The organism is Pseudoalteromonas phenolica (assembly GCF_005876835.1).
GTDB lineage: Bacteria > Pseudomonadota > Gammaproteobacteria > Enterobacterales > Alteromonadaceae > Pseudoalteromonas > Pseudoalteromonas phenolica_B.
Map to the genome: position 1 here is coordinate 112,772 of NZ_PPSW01000024.1, position 21,244 is coordinate 134,015.

The window sequence follows — 21,244 nt, forward strand, 5'->3', positions numbered from 1 at the left end:
ATAAAATCTATCACTTAAGCAGGTCTAAACCAAGTTTGGCATGTATAAAATTGTAAATATATTAATGATAAAAAGTCACCATTAAGTAAGATTGCTTGCTAGTATTAACTTAGATCATTACCCCAAAGGAATTTGTGCATGATGATGCACACGGAAGAACAACTAACCACATCACCGCTGCAATTTTATCGACGTGCATTTTGGGTTGCGCTCGCGATTACGATTATGTTGGCTGCGACACTGACATTGCATTTGTATAACCTTAAACTGCAACAAGCATTTACTCAGTTTGAAACCCATTATGAACGGCTAAATAGCCAGTTAGATAAAACGCTGACAGCCGTTGATAATATATTTCTGGCCGTTAATGTGAGCTTAGAGCAACCTCTTGGTTATGAGTTTTCTCAACCTAAAACCTCTCCCATTATTCGTTATTCAAATTATTATTATCAATCTTTGGGTAAGCACTTTGGTGAGTTGGTCGGCTATGGTGACTTAACAGGTGTTGATTTATCGCATCCATATTGGCAAAAAGTGATGGCTTTGGGTGGGGTGTTTAATACTTCTTTGGCTTTGCTTGAACCACTTGAAGCAATTGCCTACGTCAGTGATAGTGGCCTAGTCTTTGTCAAAAGAAGGCATACTCAGAACAGTGAACTGTTGAGCAAAATTGTTTCAGGCAGCTTTAAAGTAAATACAGACCCTTCTAAATTCATGGTCAGCCAGCGATTGGAAGTGGCAGGTAAAAGTTATTTTGCGTTCTCTAATCAGCGTATTTCAAGTTCACGTGCTCATACGCTGATGATCTTTGATGCGAGTAAGTTCCAAGCATTGTTTTATGATAAGTCGCAGCCTAAAGCAGAAATCTATTTAAGTGATAAATTACATCGGAACTTAATTACAGACTTGTCATTAGGAAAGCCTATTTATCCAGACCAAGGTGAAATTGCACCTTGGCATGATGGGGTTATATTTTATAAAAGTGAAGCATCGCGCCCGCTTGATGTCGTTATGAACGTGTCTGAGCAAGGCTTTGCAGAGTCTATTATTTATAGTTTAGGGCTAGAATTTAGTTTTATTTTATTATTTATTTTAGCAACTTACTTTCCCTTGCACTGGCTTTGTGAACAAATATTTGTAAGACCATTGAAGGAGCTTTTCTCATTTATTCAGCAGCCCGAAAATCACTCCAATACTTATATTGTGCCTAAGCTTTGGCTTTCTGAATTTAAACAAATTAAAACCATTCATCAACGTCGCGCACAGTTATTTTCAAGGGTAAAAGAAGATCATCAAACGCTCACCGATCAACTTCAACAGAAGCAGCATTTTCTGGAGCTTGCAGGGCAAGATAAAGAGCGACAAAGTGCGGTGCTTAAGGGGGTGTTAGATGCGGTGCCTGATGCCATTTATTATAAGAATACTGACGGGGTATTGATTGGCTGTAATAGATCTTTCGAACGCTTACTCAAAACAAGTAAGCTAAACTTGCTCGGCAAAGACTTTAATGATTTTGCTGAACACTTCCTTGCAATAACGGATATCGAAGCAAAAGTTGCAGAGCAACACAAACCCTTATCTCAGCAAATGAGTGTCGAGCATAGTACTTACTTTGTTACGGTTGCGCCTTTTTTTAGCGAACAACTTGGCGTGATGGGGTGTGTCGGGGTATTACGTGACATTACTGAGCACCAAAAAGCACTACAATCTTTGCAAGTGTCTGAGTCTAATTTTAAATCTGCTATTGAGTATGCACCTAATGGGATCGCGCTTGTAAAAGTAGATGGCACTGTAATGATGTTAAATAAGGCCGCTGAACGTTATTTAGGGTGTAGTAATAAACAAGGGCAGCACGTATCTACACTATTTGGTTATGAGAATTATCAGCAAATTTCTCAGGTATTAGAGCATTTATCAAAGCACAAACAGTCTGTTGATCAGCTGAGTTTGACACAATCTGGAAGCTATCCGTTTCTCGATTTGCGTGTGTCTTTGGTATGTGACAGTGAAGAAATGCCCAAGTATTTTGTGATCCATATTCAAGATATCACAGAAATCACCACGTCAAGGATGGAAGCCGAAAGAGCCACATTAGCCAAAAGCCGCTTTATTGCCAATTTAAGTCATGAAATTAGAACCCCCCTCAATGTCATTATTGGGCTGGTAGACATGGTAAAACGGGCTGTTACAGAGAAGCAGCAGCAAAGTCGCTTAGAAACAGTCACGCATGCCGCTGAAACCTTGTTAGAGATGCTGAATGATATTTTGGATTTTGCCAAAGTTGAAAGTCATGAAGTGAGCATAAAAAATAACGACATTATTGTTAGTGAACTCTGTGAAAATCTTCAAGAGTTAATCAAGCCGCTGGCAAATAAAAAAGGGCTAGCAGTTTCTTTTACCGTTGATGAAGATGTATGGCCTTGTTTATATGGCGATAAACAAAAGCTTACGCAAATCTTGTTGAACTTATTGAATAATGCTGTGAAGTACACACAAAAAGGCACGGTCAGCTTTGCTCTGAAGCTCACCTACTCTGATGCTGAGACACAAACCATTCAATTTTCAGTTAAAGACACAGGTATAGGCATTAAAGAAAGTGACCAACTGAAACTATTCGATGCGTTCACCCAAGTTGATGACAGCCTGTCTCGTGAACACGAAGGAATAGGCTTAGGACTTGCTATAGTAAAACATGAAGTTGAGTTATTGGGTGGCGCAATCGCCCTACAAAGTCAGTTAGGTAAGGGCAGTGAATTTTACTTCTCACTTACTCTGAATAAAAAGCTGTCCTTAGATGCTAAATTAGCTAAATCGAGTGTATATTTTGGTGCAGCTGCCCCTAATTTACTTGAAGAGTTTGATATATGTACAATACAAGAAGCGGATGTACTGCCAGATAATAGCCATTATATGATTGTTGAAAAAGGAAGTTTGTCTAAGCTACCACTTACTTTTTTGAGCTCAATGGCAGGTCTTGAGCGCATTTATGTGAACCAAGCAGAGCCGCAATGGCATGATGCAGACTTGGCAAGCATATCTTTGCGCTGTGAAGAAGGGGCATTTCTTCAATCGTGCTTATCAGATATATTTTTCAAACCTCAAGAAGTGGCAGTATTACCCGAATCTCTTGAACATGAAGCTAACAACCCAAAACCTCACAGCGGTTATCAAGGTGCATTATGTTATGTGGTCGATGACAATGACATAAACTTAGAAATCGCTAAAAATTTATTGCAGCAATTGGGTGTCAGTGTTGTTGTCAGTCAAACGGCAAAAGATATTTGTGATGCGGTCGATAACCTAAAGCCAGATATTATTTTTATGGATATCCATATGCCTGAAGTTGATGGCTTCCAAGCAGCTAAGCAACTCAATGGTTGTCAGTATTTAAATGAGATCCCCATTATTGCCCTGACAGCAAATGCAGAAATCTCTTCTCAACAAGAATATTTGCATTCTTCGATGCAGGGATATATTAATAAACCTGTAACCATTGAAGAATTAGAGAAAATATTGGTTAAGCATGTAAAGCCACAACGTAAGTTTTTTGACGAAGCCTTTGCGCTTCAGCAAATGATGGGTGAAACCACATTATTAGATAATATGATGGTAAAGTTTCTTGAGGTGTGCGAGAAATATATAGCGCAGTTAAAATCAAATTTAGAGACTAAAGAAATGATTTTATTAGCGCACAGTATTAAAGGGGCATCAGCTGGGTTAGGGTTTGAACAATTAGCAGAAGCTGCGAAGCAGCTAGAAGCAGAATTAAAGCAACAACAAAAAATAGTAAACCCTAAGTTAGTCGTTGAGCTTGAAACGCAATTATTAAAAGTACAAGTGTTTCTGAAAAATAGAGCAAGTGGGTGTTAAATGGCAAAAATTGCGCATATTTTAATTGTAGATGACGATCCACTTAATCGTGTCGTACTAGAGAATACTTTGTCTGATGAATACAGTATCTCACTGTGTGCAAGTGGTGAAGAAGCGGTTAGTTTTCTAGAATCTAATACAGTCGATTTAATTATTTCAGACATTCGTATGCCAGGTATGAGTGGCTATGACTTACTTGAAAAGTTAAAAGAAAAACAGAGCACTTATTCTATTCCATTCATAATTATCTCTGCGAGTAACAGTTACAACGATGAAGCCAAAGGGCTTGAAATGGGGGCGATGGACTACATCACAAAGCCGTTTAGTCCAGTCATTGTAAAAGCAAGGGTCAAGAATCACTTAGCGATTAAGCAAAAGAATGATTTGCTCGAAAAGCTGGCTGCAATTGACGGCCTAACAGAGATCCCCAATCGTCGATTATTAGACGAAACCTTAGCCAGCTATTGGCAGGGCTGTTCACAAAGCCATGAGTCCTTTTCGTTATTCTTAGTCGATATAGATTATTTTAAAGAATTTAATGATAACTATGGTTATGCAGCTGGAGACGAATGTTTAATAAAAGTTGCCCAAGCTTTAGATGAGAGCAGCCGTAAACATGATGGTTTCGTTGCTCGATATGATGGAGTGCGATTTGCAGCGCTACAAAAGGGTAAAGATAAAGAGCAAATCTCACTGTTTGCAAAACATATGCATGATGTTATTGATGCGTTGAAAATCCCTCATAAAAGCTCGCCAATTTGCGCTCATGTCAGCATTAGTATTGGCATAGTACACATAGATAAGGATTTTAATGGCAGTGATCAAGATGTATTAAAGATTGCTGATGACGCGCTTGTGAAGTCACATATGCAACAAGAAAGGGTCACAATATTAAGCCGTTAGAAGAGTTTAACGGCTTAATGAAATACTTATAAAATTTGTAGCAAAGCTGATTGACCAAAACCAATTAGCTTTTCATCCTTAAACACCAGTGGCGTGCATTCGTCTTTTGTTACTTTGCCATCAGAATGTTTGCTGTTTGTTGCAATGTAAATCACTTTATAAACACCTTCATCTTTTTTCACTAATTCTGTAAAGTCAGGAGTTGGCAATTGACCCAGTACTTGGTTGTAGTCAGCACCTAAGTCTAGGCTAGCTATAGTTTTACGGTTTTCTTCTTGCTGATACTGCCAGCGATTACCGTTGTGATTTGACGCCCAGCCTGGCTCAACGCCATCATCAGATACAGCCACAATACAGCCTGAAAGTAATGGTGCACTTAGCGCAGCAACAAGTAATAATTTTTTCATTGTAGATTTCCTTAAAAAATTCGTTTCAGATAATTTGTTTTTATTAGAGCAATATTGTTGCCAACTTTAAAAGTCTTTATTTTACAATTGTCTGTTGTTTTTTATACAGATTTTTAAGTGTTGACCCTTCTAAATTTTAGGGTTATTCACCAACTTTTAGCGAATTACACAACAACATTACTGGCTCTGCCATTGTTAAAGTTAACAATATTATTTGCGATTTCTTTCACTAGTCGTTCAATAGATTCTTTTGCCGCCCAAGCTGTATGTGGGGTCAGTATTAAATTGTGACCTTGATAATTGGCAAGGGGATTGTTTGCTTGCGCAGGTTCAACAGATAATACATCAAAGCCCGCTCCTGTAATTTGGTTATTTGTCAGAATTTCAACTAAAGCTGATTCATCAACTATACCGCCTCTGGCTGTATTGATCACAAAGCTGGTAGGCTTAAGCAAACCTAAGGTTTCCCTATTGAATAAATTTCGGGTCTCATCATTGAGCGGACAATGGATAGATAAAACATCGGCCATCTTTAACGCTTCGGTGAATGCTATTCGGCCAGGGCGAATATCAGTAGCGTTTGGTCTTTCAGCAATAATGACCTGTGCGCCAAATGCTTCAGCAACTTTGCCAACCGCTTGTCCTAAGCTACCATGACCAAAAATCACAAAGTTTTTACCCGACAATTCAGTGATCGAATAATCAAGGCGACAAAACATATTACTTTGTTGCCAAAGACCATTCGCACAATCTTGCTGGTAGCGGTGAATATTACTCATTAAGTTGCCAAGCAGAGTAAAAGTATGTTGCACGACTGATGGGGTTGAATAACCCGCGACGTTACAAACACGAATGCCCAATTCTTTAGCTGCATCAAGATCAATGTTATTCGTACCAGTCGCAGCAACACAAATGAGTTTTAGCTGGGGTAATTTAGCTAAGGTTGTAGCGTCTAGCACCACTTTATTCGATATGACAATATCTGCACCTTTGCAGTGAGTAAGTACCTGCTCTTTATTTGTGTGCTGATATGTGGTCAATTCACCAAGAGCTGACAAAGGTGTTAGGTCAGTATTGGCGAGTGTGGCGGCATCAAGTAAGACAATCTTCATAAATTTAATCTGCTCTGTTGACCTTTGAGTTTACTCAAAGGTTTATAATGTGCTTAATAAGTCGGGAGTGTAAGATGAAAATAGGCGAATTAGCAAAGCGTTTAGATATTAGTACGGATACTTTAAGGTATTACGAAAAGCATGGCCTACTGAGTTTTAGTGAACGCAATGAGTCGGGTTATCGTATTTATAGTCCTAAACATGAAAAACAAATGCAGTTTATTTTAAGAGCAAAAACAGTCGGATTTAGCCTTAAAGAAATTCAAGAATTGTTAGCAATTAAGGTAGAAAAGCAACAGCATAGCTGTGGCGAAGTAAAACAGCTTACTTTGCAAAAAAGACAAATTGTTCGTGATAAGATAGCTGAATTACAACGTTTCGAAAAATCTCTATCATTGTTGGCAGATGCTTGTTGTGGCGGCCCTGAGCTTGCGACCGGCTGTTCAATTTTAACCACCTTGGAGGCAGCAGATGACATTGTTATCTAATTTCTGGTCTTTATTTTTAGTTTCAGCCCCTTGGTTAATGCTGGGGTTGTTGCTGGCAGGCCTTTTAAATATCTTCATACCGAAAAACTTTTTACAAAAGCACTTAGGTAAAGAAGGTGTGTGGACGACCATTAAAGCGGCTTTAATTGGTGCACCAATGCCTTTGTGTTCATGTGGTGTTATTCCTGCTGCGGTGGGACTCAGAAGGGCTGGTGGCTCGAAAAGTGCTACCACGGCGTTTTTAGTGTCTACACCAGAAACAGGCGTAGATTCAGTGTCAGTGTCTTATGTGTTATTAGGGCCATTTATGGCGATTATCAGACCAATAGCCGCGGTGTCGAGCGCGATAGTGGCGGGTTTATTGGTTGGTAAAGAAGAAGCGTCAGAAACAAAAAACTTAGATAAAGGCAATCAAGCAACTGCATCTGAAAATTCAGTATCTATGAGTACAAGCTGTTGCGCTCGTAAGCTAGGGGATATCGAGGATGACACTGATAAGCAGACAAGTTGCAGTAGTAAAAAAGCAGAAATAGCAACAAAGCCAAAAGCATCATGCTGCTCAATGTCATCTGATGAAGTGACACTAAAGAAAGAAGAGATACCCGCAACAACAAACTGTTGTGGAGCAAAGAAGCTAGAAAAGCAATCAAGCTGTAGTAAAAAAACAGAAGCAGTAACTGAGCCAAAAACAGCTTGTTGTGCAACATCATCAGATCCTGTCATGGTAAGTAACAACGAAGCGTTACTTGAAAAAACTACAAGCTGTTGTGATACAGAGCAACCAGCAAAGCCTGCGAACAGCGGAACATCGTGTTGCGATAGCAAAAAAGATGATCAGCAAAAAGTGCCTTTCTTCTCCAAGATAAAGCAAGCTGTGCACTTTAGTTGTAATAAGCTACTCAGTGACACCATGGGGTGGTTAATGATAGGGCTGTTTTTCGCCGCGCTAGTGCAAACATATGTACCGACCTCATTCTTGAGTCAGTGGGGGGATGGCATCTTGGCAATGGTCGTGGTGATTTTGGTGAGTATACCTATGTACATTTGTGCAACGGCTTCTACGCCAATTGCAGCAGGCTTACTGATGGCTGGTGTATCACCGGGAGCCGTATTGGTGTTTATGTTGGCAGGGCCTGCAACTAACATTGCCACTTTGGGTGTGGTTGCAACTGAGCTAGGTAAACGTGCTGTGAGCGCTTACCTAACAGGCGTGATTGGTGTGGCGATTGCGTTCGGCTTTCTGACCGATTATTTAGTCGAGCAGTTTAGCGTTGAAGTTAACCCGGCTCATGGCATGGAACATGAGTTAATGCCGAGTTGGTTGACCCAAGGTTTGGGGGTTATATTGTTGATTTTAATGTTGCGATTAGTTTTGATATCGTTAAAACAACGAATGAAATGATAGGCTTATCTGGTCGGAGTTGATAACCTTAGCATCCGACAGATTAGCAAGATAAAATACAACGTTTTTTTTACCCAGTAACAATGAGTAGTTTTGTGGATAAATACGCAGATATAAGACCTTACAATGATGAAGAAGTCCCAGCCGCGCTGTCTCGTCTTCTAGAAGACAATGACTTTATTGATGTAATTGCTAAGCATAATGCGCCGAGTTGGTTAAATAAATGGCCTTTCATTGCAAGACCTTTAGTGCGTAGTCAGCTACGAAAGAAGTGGGGCAATATCGCAACCGTTGAGCAAGTTCAACAAGAAGTAGCGGGTTACCTAGAACTCTTAATCAAGCGTACCACCAGTAAAGTGACTTTCTCTGGCTTAGAAAAGCTTGATAAGTCAACGCCGTATTTATTTATCTCAAACCACCGTGATATTGCTTTAGATCCAGCCATCATGAACTGGGGTTTACACTCTCATAATATGCAAACTGTGCGTATTGCGATTGGTGATAACTTACTTCAAGTACCGTATATCAACGAGCTCATGCGCTTGAACAAGAGTTTTATAGTTAAGCGCTCAGTGAAAGCCCCAAAAGAAATGCTTAAAGCATTGAGCCAGCTTTCTGCTTACATCTACGACTCTTTAGATACGGGTAATTCAATTTGGATTGCACAAAAAGAAGGCCGAGCCAAAGATGGCGTAGATCAAACTGACCCTGCGCTTTTAAAAATGCTGCAACTGCAAGGTCGTCGTTTGAAGCTGTCTTTTGAAGACTATGTAAAGCAGTTAAAAATCGTTCCTGTGTCGATCTCTTATCAATATGAGCCTTGTGCCGTTGCTAAGGCCAAAGAGCTGGTGCATAAAAAAGCCCATGGCGAGTATGTAAAAGCTGAAGGTGAAGACATAGAAAGTATCATTGAAGGTATGCGTTCAGATAAAGGCCATGTGCATGTTTCGTTTGGTACGCCAATTACAGAAGAGTGTGATACACCGGAAGCCCTGGCAGCAAGTATTGATAAACAAATTATCAGCCAGTATTACTTACACTCAACAAATTACATTGCAGGTGGTCAAGAAGAAACGGTGTCAGCAGAACTTAAGAGTGAGTTTCAAACTCGACTTGAGACTATTCCAAGCGAATTACACCAACAGATTTTGGCTATGTACGCAGAGCCTTTAAAGCGCAAAGGCGAATTTGTCTAAACGTTATTTGATTGACGGAAGGGAGCTTTTGAGCTCCCTTTTTTATTGTATGCTTATAGCTCGATCTATGACTTCTCAATTTATATTGTTGACAACAGATGGTTAAAAAATCTAAAAATAGATTAAATACCATACATTTTTAACTTTTGTTGATGGAACAAATCGAGATTTTTGAGATCCCCAGTCCATGTAAGGGGATCTGCCAGGTCAATAATCGTGGCTACTGTAAAGGTTGTTATCGCAGTAGAGAGGAGCGTTTTGCTTGGAATACATTGACCGATCAACAAAAAAGAAAAGTGATAGCCTTGTGCCAGCAACGCTATAAACGCTATCTAGCCAGTAAGAAAAAATCATCTGATGATAAAAGCGAGCAGCAAACTCCTTTTGATTTCTAAGCTCATTTTTGTTTATAAATTATGCTTACTCTTTAATTCGCGCATTTTACCTGATTGTTCAAACTGTAGCAGCGTTGCTGATAGTGCAGGTACTAGGTGTTGATGCTTCTTATGGAGGTAGTGGTATACATACTGTGAGTCTAGGGTGGTGAGCTTGATGCCAGAGTTTTGCAGTTTTTGCATATAAGGGTCTAAATAAAAACCGATGACAAGCGCTGCAGACACTTGTTTTTGCATCAATAAATTCAATAGTGTCGAAACACTTTTCACTTTATAAAGCTGACCCTTATATGGGTTAGACTCAAGATACTTTGCTGCCGCAGGATAAGTCGAATGGATAACCAATGAAGGCATATTAGACAAAGTACAGTCGTCACAAAAGCTGATTAAGTTAAGTTTGAAATCTAATAACGGTGTATCAAGGCGCAATAAATTTTGATAAGTATTACTTAAGCCTGATATTTTAGCTAACTGACCGTCTAATACCCCTTCATTAGCGGCAACGAGCGCACTGTCTCGGTTAAAGTCTATTAGTTCAACTTCAATCCCTATTTCCTTATACGCGAGTGATATCAACTCCACAATATATCGCGATTGTGCAGTATCAGCAGGGCGATTAAAAGTGAGTTTATCTGTGCTAGCTTGAATAAATGATGAAAAGAGTAACAGCAAAAATATACTTCCGTGTACCAAAAACAAATTCATTCCTTAAATATCTTATTTCACTGTTTTGTAAAATATAGCGAACTATAGCTAAAAATAGTATGGTACGCAGTCTAGATTATTATGTATTAAACTTAGTGAAACCGTTATGAGTTACAACTTGTGCAACCTGCCTAGACAAGAGAAATACCAAATTCAATTGGATTACGAAGCTTCATTTTGGGCTTATCAAATTAAACGTGGCAAGAACTCTCGTGAAACGATTTACGATACTATCAATAATCGCCCACTTTCGGAACAGCAAATCTTAAAGCAAAAGTTTGAATACTACCTCAGTATGATGTTGGCTGGTTAACCTCCATGAAGGTTGAGCGCTTAGAGCAAATTGCCATCCCTTTGGTAAATAAGTTTTATCAAACTCATAACGTGCGCGGTCGTGCAAACAAGCAAGATGAAGTTTGGGTAGTTAAGAGCCCAGTTATTATTGCGGCCTGTCGTATTCAAAATAGAGCGGGCGCGTTATTTCTATCAACTTTGTTTGTGGCTGAACAATATCGCGGTCAAGGCATTGCAAAACAAGTCATACTTGAAGTTTTATCTCAGCAAAACCAGCCCATATTTACCTTTGCTTACGCTCATTTAGAAACGTTTTATCGGGCTGTTCAATTTTCCTGTGTCGATGCTTTACCAGACGAGTTAGCGTGTATGCTCAACGCTTATCGACAGCAGGGGCGCAATATCATAGCCATGAAGTATCAGCCCTAGCGGCCATCAAGAAAGGAGATAATATGAGGCTAATAAGCATTGTTATTCTTTGGGTATCACTGATATGCAGCAGTGTCGTAAATGCTAGCGTTAGCCGCTTATCTCCCGCAGAAGGCTTATCACAAAGTTATGTCAATACCCTGTTACTTGATAGCCAGGGCTTTTTATGGCTTTCGACAGAAGCTGGCTTAAATCGATACGATGGCTATCGAGTGCTCAATGTGTCAGGGCCAGAAGGGGTACTTGAAGAAGTCGTTCTGAATCGAATCTATCAAGATTCTCAAGAAAGGATTTGGATAGCGACGCAAAATGCAGGTTTTTTTAGTTATGACGTTAAATTGGACAGCTATAAAAATTATTTTCCTGCACCTAAAACTGAAGAAGACTATGTAAATTTTTCGATAAACCAAATTTTAGAAAAAGATGATAACCATATTTGGCTTGGTCGTTTTGATAATGTGGCCTTAATGCAAGTCGATACAGGAGAAATCGTTGATCAGATCGAGTTACCAGTATTAGAGCAGCGCACTTTTGTCAGGGCACTGCTCAACCATGACGACTTTCTCTTCATTGCCACCACTGATGGCGCATTTGTATTTCAGCACTCATCAAAACAACTTCAGAAAATTAAATACATTGATGAAGTCACACATGAATATCAGTCCAATACAAAGCGACTTTATCTGAAAGATAGGAATACCCTATTGTTGGGGGCGGTGAAAGGGTTATATGAAATAGATATTAGCGACCTTGAACAAAAATTTGCAAGCGGATCATTTGATTGGCAATACAAAACATTGTTTGCTGATATTAATGTATGGGATATCGAGCCTCAAGACGATCATTTGCTCCTAGCTACAGATAAGGGGTTAATACATTTTTGGCCTGAAACAGGGCAAAGAGTTCGCGATCAAAGACTGCTAAATAGTGAGTTTACCCTTGCTGATAGCAGCATTATGGAAATAGTGCGAGATAATCACGATGGCTTATGGTTAGCAACGAAAAGTGATGGCGCGTTTTATCTCTCGGAGCAAGTTGACCGCTTTAAAAATGTCAGTAGCTTGAATACCCAAGGCTCAGGGTTTTCACATAATACCGTTTGGCGAATGGTTGAGCTGGGTGGTTATATTTGGGCTGCAACAAACGATGGCCTCACCCGTTACGACCCTGAAAAAAATGAAACACAGATATTTTTAAAAGGGTATTTAGGTGAAGATGTTTATCCTGAGTTTTCAATATATACGCTTCACTTGTATGAAGATAAGTTATGGCTAGAAACGAATCGAGGTTTCTTTGTTTACGATCCGTTAAAAGACGAAGCAACACAACTGACAGGGCGTGACGAAGAAGAAACCAAAATTCTGCAAGATAGGCTTTATGGCGTTTATGTGTCTGAAGATGGATTTGTGTACTTTATTCACGCAGAGCATGGCTTTTTTAAGTACAGTATCAATGATAAGAAGCTGCACAAACTAGAGGGGGAATTTGAGCAGTTTGACCCGTTTTTGTCTTTTTCATTTTTAAAGCCTTTACCAAGCCACCCAACGCATCCGCTGTTTTTTACTGGCGGGACTTTGTACCGCTTTGACCCTATCTTCAATAAGTTACATGTTATTTATGCTGTACCTGACGCACACCAAGATATACCCATTATCGTGCAGTCTTACATGATAGATAAAAACAATATTCTGTGGCTGTCACTTTCTAATTACGGGTTAATCGGCCTTGACCCACAAAGCTCTGAAAGAGTGCACACCATAAATTTAGAAGAGAATAACCTTGGCACCTTGATGTACGGCATGCAAGAAGATGATGAAGGCATGATCTGGATGTCTTCTCACAAAGGGATTTGGCGTTTAGACCCTGATAACCTTCACTTACAGCAATTTACAACAGGAGATGGTTTACTCAGTAATGAGTTTAATGGTGGCGCTGCGTTAAAGTTAGCAAACGGCAACATAGCGTATGGTTCGGTGAAAGGTTTCACTATGTTTGACCCAAAGGTTAATAGGCCCAAGAAAAACTTGTTAGACAGAGTGAATATTACCTCAGTGGAACTCATGTCTAGAAAGTTGACGCACAGTGGCTTAAAGGTCTTTGAGGAAATTGAATTAGCCCATGATGACATAGGCCTTGAAGTGTCTTTCTCCGCAATGAGCTTTATATACCAAGATCGCATCGTCTACGAATACCAAATTTCAGGTGGACAAAGGATCTTAACCCGAGGTAATAACCGGGTTGTATTTCCAAAGTTAAACCCAGGTAGCTACCAGTTGAAAGTGTGGGCGAAAGATCCACTTACCGGAGATTACACACCGCCAGCTTCGCTCGGCATTAAAGTGAATTATCCTATTTGGCGCTCGCCTTTGGCAATTGCAAGCTATGTGTTTATTATCAGCGTTTTATTTGCTTTATGGTTACGCCGAAAGCAGCGTATTGAGCAAATTTTACTGGCGGCACATAAAGAGACACAAAATAGTGAAATGCGTTTAAAACTAGCACTTGAAAGTAGTGACTCAGGGGTTTGGGATTGGCAATTAGACCATCACTTAATATATCAGCCCAGACTCACTGCCGAGTTAGGTTACAATAATGATGCGGTGACGTTAGACGAGTATTTGCAAAAAATTCACCCATTCGAGCGTAATCTTTTCAGACTTGAATGGCTTGAGTTTGTGACTACTAATAAAGGCTATTTTAATTGTACTTACCGTCTGCAGCACAAAGAAGGCCATTGGCGTTGGTATAAAGACTCGGGCAAAGTAATGGCTTGGACCAATGATGTGCCAGAGCGTGTAACGGGGACCTATACCAACTTAACCAGAGAAAAGATGTTCGCTGAGCGGGCAAGGTTGTTTGGTGCTGCCTTCGAGCAAGCCAGAGATTGGGTGTTTATTCTCGACAAGCAGTTGCGTATCAAAGCCTGTAATGCAGCCTTACAGCAAGCATTTAATATCGTTGAAGAACCCAAATCTAGTTCTGCGTTGAACTTAGGGCTGCCAATTGCAACGCGAATGCATTATCTGCGTAAAATCAGTCAGTTAAAAGTGTCAGAATATTTTGTTGGCGAAGAACGGGTTGGTCTTGCCAATGGTAAGCAGTGTCATGTGCTGATTAAAGTGACTGCCGTATCTGATGGTAATGGTGAGCTGAGCAATTATGTGGTTGGGTTGACAGACATTAGTGCCCAAAAGGAGTCAGAGCGTTCCTTACAGCAACTTGAAAATATAAATACAGTCACACAACTTGCAGGCAAAGCCCGTTTTATTGATTGGGTTGAGCATGCAATCAGTCAAAAAGAGTTTAATCAGAGCCTAGCTGTGATGGCGATACGAGTCGACAGGCTCAAGCATTTCTATGACATTTACGGTAAATCATTCTTTGAAAGCCTTATCAAACATATTGCGAAACAATTAACACTCAGTCTTGGGCAGCAAGTGAATATCGCATTTGCGAATGGTCGTGAATTTATGGTGTTGTTGGAGCGATTAGCTGAGCCTGCTGAGGCGACCCAATGCATCACAAAAATAAAGAAGCAGTTTGAGCATGCACAATTAATTGATGGTCATAACATTCAGCTTATGCCGTTCATTGGTGTCGCGAGTTACCCTGAAGATGCCGATAATGCTGAAGAGCTATGTCAAAAAGCACGCATGGCACTTAATCATGCCATGGATGAGAAAAGCAGAGACTATCAATTCTTTACGCGAGCCATGCAAACCCGTGCAGAGCGAATTTTTGCGATAGAGCAAAGCTTAATGGCTTCTCTGAAAGAAGGAAACTTCATAAATCAGTATCAGCCAATCTTGAATTACAAAACACGGCAAGTAGAGGGGCTCGAAGTCTCATTAAAATGGCCATCATTAGATGATTACTCTCAAGACGATGTGAATGATGTGGCCAAGCAAATTGGGGCGAGTCATCGACTTTTATTACATGCCTTAAGTGCTGGCCTTATCGAGTTAAAGCAATGGCACTTAAATCACCCAAATCTTTACTTAGCGGTTAACTTAACGGCTGCAGATTTGGTGCAAAGTGATTTGTTAAGCCGCATTGCGAATGTCATTTCGCGCTGTAATATTAGCGCTGAGCATGTGGTGATTGAGATCACTGAAGCACAGACGGTGGTGAATTCAGAGCAAACCCTAAATTTGATGACCCAACTCAAGTCGATTGGCTGCCAAATTCACATTAATGGTTTTGGCTCTGAGTTTGCATCACTGGCATCAATCCAAAGCCTGCCAGTCGATGCTTTCAAGATAGCGCCTGCGCTTATCAATCAAAAGAATGGTGATCAAGCGGTGATTGCTCACGCAGTGATAAGTGTTGCAAATCTGCTTGAGAAACGTTGTATCGCTGAAGGTGTGATGAACGCTGAGCAGATAAATACATTCAGAGATATAGGCTGCGAGATTTTCCAAGGCCCTATTTATGGCGATGCCGTTACAGGTGATTATGTGGCAAACATGCTAGATAAAGCCTGGTATGTGTTTACACCAGAGGCTTCTTCAGAGGTAAAGGTTTAAGACCAAAAGCAGTTTATCTAAAAATAGATATTCTTTTGATTGTATATTGCTGTGGCCTTAAAGCTTGTGGCCACAGTGTCTGCAATATTGGCTATGGACGCGTTTATTGGTCATAACTTTGATTGCTTGGTTAGCTTCTGCAGCGCTTAAGCCCAATTCGACTCTCAGAGCCTCAAGGTGGGCGCGTTCTTCTTCGTCAACATGACCGTCTATTAAACTGTGTAACACCGCTTCATGAAAGACTTCGCGGCGCTTACGTAATTGCTCTGCAAAACTCGATGCCAATAAACCGGTTGGTATGGCGACCATGCCCATACTTAACATGGTAATTACCCCCCCGAAAAAGCGTCCTAGTGGTGTAATTGGCACCACATCACCGTAACCCACTGTGGTTAGGGTAGCCATTGCCCACCACATAGCATCAGGAATAGAGCCAAACTTATTGGGTTGAACATCGTGTTCAATAAGATAAATACCGCATGACGCCATGATCAGCACGACAGACATAATAAAAAAGGCCGCCATCAAACTGCTGGCTTCTTCTTTAAATGCTGCCAGTAACAACTGCATGGCTTTAGAGTAACGGGTGAGTTTGAAAATTCTCAGCAGTCGGACAACACGTAAAAAACGCAAGTCAAAGCTAAAGAACATCATGAGAATGGTTGGCGCGATGGCCAGTAAATCAATTATTGCAAGCGGCGTCAGTGCATATTTAAAACGCTTTTTAAGGTTTGAGCCTTTAACTTGTTTGTATTCGATTTTATCGACACAAGACCATAACCTTGCAAGATACTCTAAGGTAAAAATCGCGACTGATCCTACCTCAATAACAAGAAAAACAGTGCGATAAGTTTGGGCGAGTGAGGCCACAGATTCTAAAACAATGGCAATCACATTAATCATAATTAAGCAGATCAAAAATACATCGAGTATGTGACCTGCTTTTTGGTGACGACCGCTACTTTCAAGTAAGCTTGCGACCTTTTGTCTGGTTGTTAGCATAGTTTATTGTTGTGAATCATCTAACTTCAAAACCATATTAATGGTTCCCTCTTCAAAGTCACGGGTTACTTTAAAGCCTAAGCGCTTAGAAAGCTCAATCATGCCGGTATTTTCGGGTAAAGTAATACCTTCAACAACGCCCACACCTTGGCTACGGCAATAGTCTATGGCTGCATTCATAAGCAGTTTTCCAAGTCCTAGGCCTTGGCTTCCTGAGCGAACGACAACAGCAAATTCCGCAGAAAGGTTATCAGGGTCCATTAATACGCGAGATACTCCTAGCGTACGATAAGCGCTTTTATGCGGGGCAGAGACAATGAACGCCATTTCTCGGTCGTAATCAATTTGTGTCATTTTAGCTAATTGCTCATGATTGAACTCAGGCAGTTCACCAAAGAAGCGTTTGTATCTGTCTTCTTTGGTTAGCGACTGGTCAAACTCTTGGTGGGCGCGCTCATCTTCAGGGCGAATTGGCCTTAAAGTAGCTGCTTGGCCGTCTTTTAAGGTGACCTTCTGCTCCCACTCTTTCGGATAAGGTTTAATGGCTAAGCGTTTTCGATTGGCTTTGACCTGATAAGGGCGAAGCTGTATTGCGGCGTCTAGTACTAAAAATTGCCCTTCACTGGCAAGCACAGGGTTAAGCTCTAAATTATAAATATCGGGTTGATCAACCAATAATTGTGAAATACGCGTCAGCAGGGCGCAAAGGCGATATTTATCAACTTTATCTGGTAAGGTGCGCTCTTTAAGCACGCCTTTGTCTTGCGCTGCGGCGATTAAGTATTTGGCCAAGTTCATATTAAGTGGAGGGAGGGCCACCGCGGCTTGCGAGAACTCAAGTCCAGTGCCTGCTTCACCTAATAATATGACAGGGCCAAAGCCTGGCTCAGTTTTGATAGCAATACGCAGCTCTTGTGCACCGGCTCTTGGTGCCATACGTTGCAATGAAAAACCTTCAATAATGGCATCCGGGTAGGCTTCTTTAATACGTAGCAAGATGGCAAAGGCATTTTGCTCGACTTCATTGCCATCATTTAAATTCAGTACCACGCCACCCACTTCAGACTTTGAAGGGATCGACGGGCTGATAAGCTTTAAGGCCACAGGAAAGCCAAGTCGCTCAGCTTGCTCTTTTGCTTCGCTTGGTGTGAGCGCAATTTCAGTTTGAATACACTCAATTGAATAGTGTGATAAAACTCTACGAGCAAGGTGCGTTGATAAGTGGGTATGGCCTTCAGCGATAAATTCAGCAATCTCATGCTTTGCCGCTTGGCTATTGATTAATAGGTCGCTACTGATCGACTCCGGCGTTTGCGTTAAATGCTTTTGGTTACGGCGATAGCTCACTAAGTGCATAAATGCCCCAACTGCGCCTTCGGGTGTGCGGTAGGTCGGAATTGAATGTTCGGCGCACACATAGCGCGCTTCATACGCTGCGTACTCACCCATAAAGACGGTCATTACATAAGGGCGAGCCATTTTTGGAATTTTTTCTAAGGCGTTGGCAATGATCTCAGCGTACTCTTCGCTCGGTGCAAGCGCTGAAGGGGTGTGGATGATCAGTAAGTTTTTCACTTCAGGTGCTTTAAGTAATATCTCTAGCGCTTGTTGGTAGCGTTTTGGTGATGAGTCACCAAATAAATCGACGGGGTTATAGATTTTCTCAGCCTGAGGAATGACTTTATTTAATGCTTCACGAGTTTGGTCACTCAGCTCTGCCAGTTTTCCTGAACCTTGTAAAAGTGTATCAACGGCCATAATACCCGGACCGCCACCATTGGTGAGAATGGTCAACTGTTCTACTTGTAACAGTTTAGGGTGAAGCGCCAAGGTTTGAGTGGCGGCAAAGAGTTCACGTAAATCATTTACCCTTAGCATACCTGCACGCTGGAACATGGCATCGTATACCGCATCGTCACTGCTTTGACCGCCAGTATGAAGATACGCTGCTTCTGCACCAGCGCGGGTGCGACCTGTTTTAATGACCAACACAGGTTTACTAAATGCAGCGGCTCGCGCGGCTGAAATAAAACGGCGAACGTCATCAATGTTATCGATATACAGTAAGATCGCGCGGGTTTTCGCGTCACGACCTAAAAAGTCCAATAACTCGTCAAAGTCGATATCAATACAATCGCCGACAGAAATAAAGTATGAAAAGCCAATACGTTTATTCTGCGCCCAATCTAAAATGGTCGAGCACACTGCAGCCGATTGTGAAATAAACGCCAATTTGCCTGGCTCAGCGACGGTATGAGAAAAGCTGGCATTTAAACCCAAGTGAGGAATGAGCAAGCCTAAGCAGTTGGGTCCAAGTAGAGTCACACCTGCTTCTTTTGCAGTCTGTTTAAGGGCGCTTTTTTGCGCTTGGTTTGCACCCGAGGCAATAATAATCGCATGTTGACAGTCTAGCTCACCGAGTTCGATGATGATTTGCTCTAGGGTATTTTTGTTGGTACAGATAACAGCAAGATCAGGCGTTTGCGGCAGCGCTTTAATGTTGTGGTAGGCAAGCACACCATGCACCGCTTTATGCTTAGGAGAAACCGGCATGATCGGCCCTTTAAAGCCACCTTGAAGTAAGTTGCGCATGACCACAAAACCTGCACGCCCCGCATTATTTGACGCACCAATGACTGCAACTGACTTAGGATTAAAAAATTGGCTGATCCGCTTAACACTCATCTTCTGTTCCTTACCAAACATTTTTTATAACTTTAACACGTAACAGAGCACAGAAAAGTTGATTTAAGTTAGCGTTGTCATTAAATAACTGACTTTATACCAAAGTCTTATTTTGGTGAGATTAGTTGGAACTATTTGATTTCCCAAATAGGAATATGTGCCTTAATTAGAAGAAAAGAAAAAGGGATAGGAGTAAAAGACTGATTTCAAAAAATAAACCCCACTGAAAAAGTAGGGTTATGATTAATCAGAAATCTGATGAAAAAACCGAGTACCTAGTTCTAAAAAGTACTAATAAAATCTCGGGTATGCCGATTAATTAAATTTAACATTAAATTCAACTTGCATTTTATGAGTAATTGCAAAGCTTACAGGAGCATTGGTAAGTTCAGTTTCTTTATTGCCACTTGTGCTTATTTCACCAACGATTGTAATTGAAAACTCATCAGTGCCGCATGTATCTTTATTTTTTACTGGTAATTTAACCGACGTTTGGTTTGGTTCAAAATCGATATAATTTGTATTAAAGTCAATGCAGAATGAAGGGTCTTCAAACGAAATAGCCGAGAAGTTTTCTGATTGCGCTTCCCATTCAATATTTATATCTTGTCCTTCGTTGATGTTATAAACAAAATTAGCATCAGCAATGTCTATAAAGTTTGGTACTTGTGGAATAGAAAGCTCAAAAGAATCTGTCACTTCATTATTTCTTACAAACTCAGCTTGAAGAATATGCTCCTCGTCAGTTTTGATCATGGTTGAAGGCTCACCCTCAACGACACAGCATACAGTTTCAGTTGGTAAAGATTTTACAAAATTCTGACCGCGATGAACTTGATTATTTAATGTAATGTTAAACTGATCTCCATTATTCAATTTTATCCGCGCACCATCTTTCGAGTATAAGTCTACTGACTGACTTAGACCTATATCACTCGTTGAGTTTTTTTGGTCACTTACAACGTCTAATGTCACATTATAAGAGAAGTCGCGGACATCCGTTGTATCACTGTCTTTTGAGCCGCATGCAGAAAGAAGTGCGGTGCTGATGATTAAGAGTGCTGCTTTGTATTTCATTTTTATTATGGTTTTGTAATTTCTTGTACCTCTTATGGTATCTAAAAGTTTACACGGTAAAAAGTATTTTATAGTTAGGTCGAATTAAAAGAGTAAACAATTGAGCGCTAGAATTTATAATCCAATTCATGATTTTTTTCAGGTGCTTAGGTTTGAGGTAGAGTCGATGTATAAGAGTAAAATCTCATGTAGAACACGTTAGCTTAAAATGTACTTTTTACAATAAACCTATTTTTTCTTCGGTAACCACTTTTCCATCGCTGCATCAAAAGCTTTCTCAATTTTATCTTTCTCACACTTATAAGGCAGGCCTTGCCAAGTGGTTGGCAGGCTAGAATCGATAGAGCGATTGTTTGGGTCCATTTCGTTGTCTTTAAAACAATATGCGCCTTTTTGATATAGTCTATAGGTTGGTCCTTGATAAACCAGTTTCGGCAAGTCTTTATTTTCACGCGCTTCTTTGTGCTTTTTTGGGGTTGAGATCCGGCCATTGCCAAAACGGTCAACCGATTGAGTTGTGTTATTTGATTGCTGCGTAGAGAAATAGTCATGCTCACCTGAGCGAATGTTATCAAGTGCTTTGAACGGATCTATCCTCGGTTTTTCTAAGTTGTTTTTATTTGTGTCATTCACTTGAATTTCTTCTGCCGCTTGCTGAGTCTCTATCACTTCGGTTTGTACGACAGCGGGTTGTGAAGTAACTTGCGTTTGCTCTACTACTGCGTTTTCATTGGCTTGTTCGGCTTGTTCGGC

16 protein-coding genes are annotated in these 21,244 nt (G+C 40.6%); 9 read left to right on the forward strand and 7 right to left on the reverse strand.

The window, feature by feature from the left end; all coding sequences use genetic code 11:
- The first annotated feature begins 138 nt into the window (after nucleotides 1-138).
- Entirely contained in the window at nucleotides 139-3,870 is a 3,732-nt protein-coding gene (locus C1E24_RS14830; protein ID WP_138482743.1) for a PAS domain-containing hybrid sensor histidine kinase/response regulator, read from the forward strand.
- On the forward strand, nucleotides 3,871-4,773 hold the full coding sequence (locus C1E24_RS14835; RefSeq protein WP_138482744.1) for a GGDEF domain-containing response regulator: 903 nt from the start codon (nucleotides 3,871-3,873) through the stop codon (nucleotides 4,771-4,773). It begins immediately after the preceding gene.
- A 26-nt stretch (nucleotides 4,774-4,799) separates the two neighbouring features.
- Here C1E24_RS14835 and C1E24_RS14840 read toward each other — a convergent pair whose 3' ends face one another.
- The gene (locus C1E24_RS14840; RefSeq protein WP_138482746.1) at nucleotides 4,800-5,180 is read right to left on the reverse strand and encodes a DUF3192 domain-containing protein; all 381 of its coding nucleotides are present in this window, start codon (nucleotides 5,178-5,180) and stop codon (nucleotides 4,800-4,802) included.
- A gap of 164 nt (nucleotides 5,181-5,344) precedes the next feature.
- Nucleotides 5,345-6,292 carry a D-2-hydroxyacid dehydrogenase gene (locus tag C1E24_RS14845; RefSeq protein ID WP_138482748.1) on the reverse strand — a complete coding sequence of 316 codons (948 nt, stop codon included), beginning with the start codon at nucleotides 6,290-6,292 and terminating at the stop codon, nucleotides 5,345-5,347.
- Nucleotides 6,293-6,366: 74 nt separating this feature from the next.
- Here C1E24_RS14845 and zntR point away from each other — a divergent pair, with 74 nt between their 5' ends.
- From zntR to C1E24_RS14865, 4 genes are all read left to right on the forward strand, one after another.
- Entirely contained in the window at nucleotides 6,367-6,780 is a 414-nt protein-coding gene (gene zntR / locus C1E24_RS14850) for a Zn(2+)-responsive transcriptional regulator (RefSeq protein ID WP_138482750.1), read from the forward strand.
- Complete coding sequence (locus tag C1E24_RS14855; RefSeq protein WP_138482751.1) at nucleotides 6,764-8,182, forward strand: SO_0444 family Cu/Zn efflux transporter; 1,419 nt, start codon at nucleotides 6,764-6,766, stop codon at nucleotides 8,180-8,182. The genes zntR and C1E24_RS14855 overlap by 17 nt, the downstream gene beginning before the upstream one ends.
- Before the next feature lie 95 nt (nucleotides 8,183-8,277).
- Nucleotides 8,278-9,378, forward strand: a complete 1,101-nt coding sequence (locus tag C1E24_RS14860; protein ID WP_138482753.1) for a lysophospholipid acyltransferase family protein — start codon at nucleotides 8,278-8,280, stop codon at nucleotides 9,376-9,378.
- A 152-nt stretch (nucleotides 9,379-9,530) separates the two neighbouring features.
- On the forward strand, nucleotides 9,531-9,773 hold the full coding sequence (locus C1E24_RS14865; RefSeq protein ID WP_138482755.1) for a DUF1289 domain-containing protein: 243 nt from the start codon (nucleotides 9,531-9,533) through the stop codon (nucleotides 9,771-9,773).
- Between the two features lie 12 nt (nucleotides 9,774-9,785).
- Here C1E24_RS14865 and C1E24_RS14870 read toward each other — a convergent pair whose 3' ends face one another.
- The gene (locus C1E24_RS14870; RefSeq protein WP_171040907.1) at nucleotides 9,786-10,445 is read right to left on the reverse strand and encodes a substrate-binding periplasmic protein; all 660 of its coding nucleotides are present in this window, start codon (nucleotides 10,443-10,445) and stop codon (nucleotides 9,786-9,788) included.
- Between the two features lie 139 nt (nucleotides 10,446-10,584).
- On the opposite strand from C1E24_RS14870, the gene C1E24_RS14875 reads away from it, so the two are divergent.
- Genes C1E24_RS14875 through C1E24_RS14885 form a run of 3 tightly spaced genes read left to right on the forward strand, consistent with a single transcriptional unit; the run spans nucleotide 10,585 to nucleotide 15,727 of the window.
- On the forward strand, nucleotides 10,585-10,791 hold the full coding sequence (locus tag C1E24_RS14875) for a DUF3283 family protein (protein ID WP_058030613.1): 207 nt from the start codon (nucleotides 10,585-10,587) through the stop codon (nucleotides 10,789-10,791).
- Between the two features lie 5 nt (nucleotides 10,792-10,796).
- Nucleotides 10,797-11,201: a GNAT family N-acetyltransferase gene (locus tag C1E24_RS14880; protein WP_138482758.1), complete on the forward strand. Its 405-nt coding sequence runs from the start codon at nucleotides 10,797-10,799 to the stop codon at nucleotides 11,199-11,201.
- 23 nt (nucleotides 11,202-11,224) lie between these two features.
- Nucleotides 11,225-15,727 carry an EAL domain-containing protein gene (locus C1E24_RS14885; protein WP_138482760.1) on the forward strand — a complete coding sequence of 1,501 codons (4,503 nt, stop codon included), beginning with the start codon at nucleotides 11,225-11,227 and terminating at the stop codon, nucleotides 15,725-15,727.
- 57 nt (nucleotides 15,728-15,784) lie between these two features.
- Here C1E24_RS14885 and C1E24_RS14890 read toward each other — a convergent pair whose 3' ends face one another.
- The 4 genes from C1E24_RS14890 to C1E24_RS20975 all read right to left on the reverse strand — a co-directional run.
- A complete protein-coding gene (locus C1E24_RS14890; protein ID WP_138482762.1) occupies nucleotides 15,785-16,729 on the reverse strand; it encodes an ion transporter in 945 nt (314 codons plus the stop codon).
- A gap of 3 nt (nucleotides 16,730-16,732) precedes the next feature.
- Nucleotides 16,733-19,414, reverse strand: coding sequence for a bifunctional acetate--CoA ligase family protein/GNAT family N-acetyltransferase (locus tag C1E24_RS14895; RefSeq protein ID WP_138482764.1), 2,682 nt, complete (start codon nucleotides 19,412-19,414; stop codon nucleotides 16,733-16,735).
- 315 nt (nucleotides 19,415-19,729) lie between these two features.
- Nucleotides 19,730-20,491 carry a hypothetical protein gene (locus tag C1E24_RS14900; protein ID WP_138482766.1) on the reverse strand — a complete coding sequence of 254 codons (762 nt, stop codon included), beginning with the start codon at nucleotides 20,489-20,491 and terminating at the stop codon, nucleotides 19,730-19,732.
- 228 nt (nucleotides 20,492-20,719) lie between these two features.
- The coding region (locus C1E24_RS20975; RefSeq protein ID WP_171040908.1) for a hypothetical protein at nucleotides 20,720-21,244 on the reverse strand (525 nt) is incomplete at its 5' end.